The following is a 2,693-nucleotide window of genomic DNA, read 5'->3' on the forward strand; positions in this document are numbered from 1 at the left end:
GGCTGGGCGTACCGCAAGACGGGGGCGGTGCTGGAGGTGGGCGGGCACCTGGCGTCCAGCCGGCAACTCACGGAGGTGACGCCCATGGCGGTGCGCTTCGTGCCGCTGGGGGACACCCGGGTGCGGCCCTTCCTGGGCGTGGGGGTCAGCCTGCTCATGCCCCACACGCGGCCCCAGCCGGCGGCCCCGGACGCGCTGGGCAGCCGCGTGCTCCAGGTGGGCCTGGAGTTCAGCGGCGGCGTGGGCGTGGAGGTGGGCAGGGGCTTCTTCCTCTCCGCCGAGGCGCGCTACCAGAACTTCTCCGCCGGCGGCGACCCCTTCTCCGGAAACCGGCAGACCCTGACCTCCGTGTTCCTGGGGTTGGGGATGCGCCTGTAGCAGGTGGGGCGGGTCGCTACAGATTGGCAGCGACCTGTTGGAAGAAATTTTGACGGCCCTCTTGCGTCCCCTACAATCCTCGTCGGTTGCGGCCCAGACGCATCTGACATGCTCGGGTGTTCAGGCGTGCACAACGAAGGGAGCGGAGATGGAGCGCAAGGTCGGAAGTAGCACGTTGACCGCGAAAGAGGTCAAGGCAGCGCTGCAGAAGTCCACGACGCTGACGGCCGAGGAGGAGAAGGCCCTGCGCATGCGGCATGGCGCGGGTGCCGCCAGCCCGACCGCGCCGCTGCCTCGCGCCGCGGGCGCCAACGCGGAGCTCGCCGACGAGCTGCTCGTCATCGAGATGCAGCTCATGAAGGCGATGCGCGCGCGTACCGGCCAGACGCGCACGGCGGCCAATGCCTCCAAGGCCCCCGCCGCGGTCCGGACGCCCGAGGCTCCGGCCAACGCGACGAAGGACAAGATCGTCCGCGCGCTGCGCACGAAGAAGAAGTAGCGCGCCCCCAGGGCGTGGCGGTGGTGCCACAGGGGGCTTGAAGCCCCTACTGGTTGAGGATGGTCACGAGGCGCGCTCCCGCCTCGGGTAACGCCAACGGCGTGCCCGAGACCTCGGTGGCCAGTCCTTCCGCGTCCATGGCGCCGCCCCGCGCGAAGAGTCCCCGCAGCCAGGCGAAGGCGGCCGGGTTGCGCCAGAAGTCCTCGTTGAACCGCTCCAGCAGGTACGCGGTGAGCCGGGGCTCCAGGGCCCAGGCCCGCAGGTAGCGGGTGACGTAGAGCTGCGAATCCACGTCGTGCAGGAAGAAGCCCGGGTGCGGCTGCGCGAAGAGGGCGCGGCGCTGGCCGTCGGCGTACTCGTCGGCGCGGTCGGCGGAGGCGCCCTTGGTGGACAGCGACAGCTCGTAGGGCAGCTTCGCGCAGTGCCGGCGCAGCACCGTGAGCGCGTGGAACGCGGACAGCCGCACGACGTCCTTCACCGTGCCGGACGGCAGGTGCAGGTAGCGCTTGAGCCACGCGGGCGACAGCAGCAGCCGCTCGAAGGTGGTCGCGTACGCCTCCGTGATGGAGGCATCCCCCAGCCGGCGCAGCTCCATGGGCGCGTCCTCGTCCACGTGGGCCAGGTGCCAGGCGTGGCCCAATTCGTGGAGCAGGTCGCCCAGCGCGTCCAGGCCGCCCCGGGGCTGGAGGACGAGCCGGATTTCGTCCGGCACGCGCACCGCGGCGACGAAGGGGCGCGACGCCTTGCCCGGGCGGGCCTCGTCGTCCAGGCGGATGCGTCCGCCCGCGTCGGGGCGCAGGCCCCACTCGGACAGCCAGCGCATCACGGCGGGCAGGGTGTCCTCGCGGCGGAAGTGGGCGTCCATCCACGGCGCGCGCATGGCGGCCTGCACGTCATGGCGCCGGGCCTCGCCGCCGGGCAGCGCGCGCAGGTTCGGCTCGATCTTGCGCAGCACGTAGCCCAGCACGTCGCGGTAGGCGTCCTCGGTGGTCCGGAGCGTCTCCTCGGCGGCCTCGGCGAGCTTCCCCGCGTCGATGCCGGTGACGTCCTGGCGCAGGGCGGGGTAGTTCGCATAGCCCAGCTGCTCCGCGGCCTGGAGGGCGGCGTCGCGCCGGTCGCCGTAGGCACCCCGGTGCTCCCACAGGAAGTTGCCGGCGCCGCGCTCCAGCAGGGCGCGGCGGGCGCGGTTCTGCTCGCGGGGGAGCTGGGAGAGGGCCTGGGAGAGCGACAGCGTCTGGTCGTCCGCGGGGATGTGCGAGTGCGCCTCCAGCGCGACGACGGCGTCCCCGGCGCGGGTGGCGAGGGACTCCTCCACCTGGGTGGCGATGAGCTCGCGCACCAGGGTGATGCGGCGCACGGCGAGGGCGTCCTCGCGAAGGCGGGCCTTGGCGAGGGCTTCATTGGCGGCGGCGAAGGTCTCCAGCGACGACAGCTCTGGAAACGAGGCGTGGAGGTTCGCGACGGGGAGGTCGGGGGAGAGGCCCGCGCCGTAGCGGTACTGGAGGGTGGCCAGCTCGGCGAGGAAGTCATCCAGCCGAGACCGGACGGTATGCAGGGGACGGTCCATGGCGGCGCGGAAGGTAACAGGAAGCCCGCGTCACGGCAGGGACGGCGCGCATAGAGTGTCGCGCCATGTGCTTCGCGTCCGCCGTCAGGCTGCATGCCCCCCTCACGCCCCTCCGGGTGGAAGGGGAGGGCGCGCGATGAAGCGGCGCACGTTCCGGGGCGAGGGCGCGCACGTGGGCCGCGCGTTGGCGGACGCGGTGGCGGCGGAGCTGGGGCTGCCGGTGGCGGACGCGCGGCGGCTGGTGGAGGT

The 2,693-nt window shown here is 72.8% G+C and carries 3 protein-coding genes; 2 read left to right on the forward strand and 1 reads right to left on the reverse strand.

Features of this window, described 5'->3' with window-relative positions; translation table 11 throughout:
• Both D7V97_RS42025 and D7V97_RS42030 read left to right on the forward strand, forming a co-directional pair.
• A partial coding sequence (locus tag D7V97_RS42025; RefSeq protein ID WP_120616136.1) for a hypothetical protein occupies positions 1 to 378 on the forward strand: 378 nt, incomplete at its 5' end.
• Positions 379 to 526: 148 nt separating this feature from the next.
• Positions 527 to 877 carry a hypothetical protein gene (locus tag D7V97_RS42030; protein WP_120616137.1) on the forward strand — a complete coding sequence of 117 codons (351 nt, stop codon included), beginning with the start codon at positions 527 to 529 and terminating at the stop codon, positions 875 to 877.
• A 46-nt stretch (positions 878 to 923) separates the two neighbouring features.
• Here the strand turns inward: D7V97_RS42030 and D7V97_RS42035 are convergent, their stop codons facing one another.
• Positions 924 to 2,444 (reverse strand): peptidase M3, encoded by a 1,521-nt coding sequence (locus D7V97_RS42035; protein WP_120616138.1) that lies wholly within the window; start codon positions 2,442 to 2,444, stop codon positions 924 to 926.
• Positions 2,445 to 2,693: the final 249 nt, after the last annotated feature.

This window comes from Corallococcus sp. CA053C, assembly GCF_003611675.1.
Classification (GTDB): Bacteria; Myxococcota; Myxococcia; order Myxococcales; family Myxococcaceae; genus Corallococcus.

Excerpts from the sequence above, each read along its gene's own strand:
- D7V97_RS42030 (WP_120616137.1), top strand. The coding sequence starts at position 527 with ATGGAGCGCAAGGTCGGAAGTAGCACGTTGACCGCGAAAGAGGTCAAG.
- D7V97_RS42035 (WP_120616138.1), bottom strand. The coding sequence starts at position 2,444 with ATGGACCGTCCCCTGCATACCGTCCGGTCTCGGCTGGATGACTTCCTC.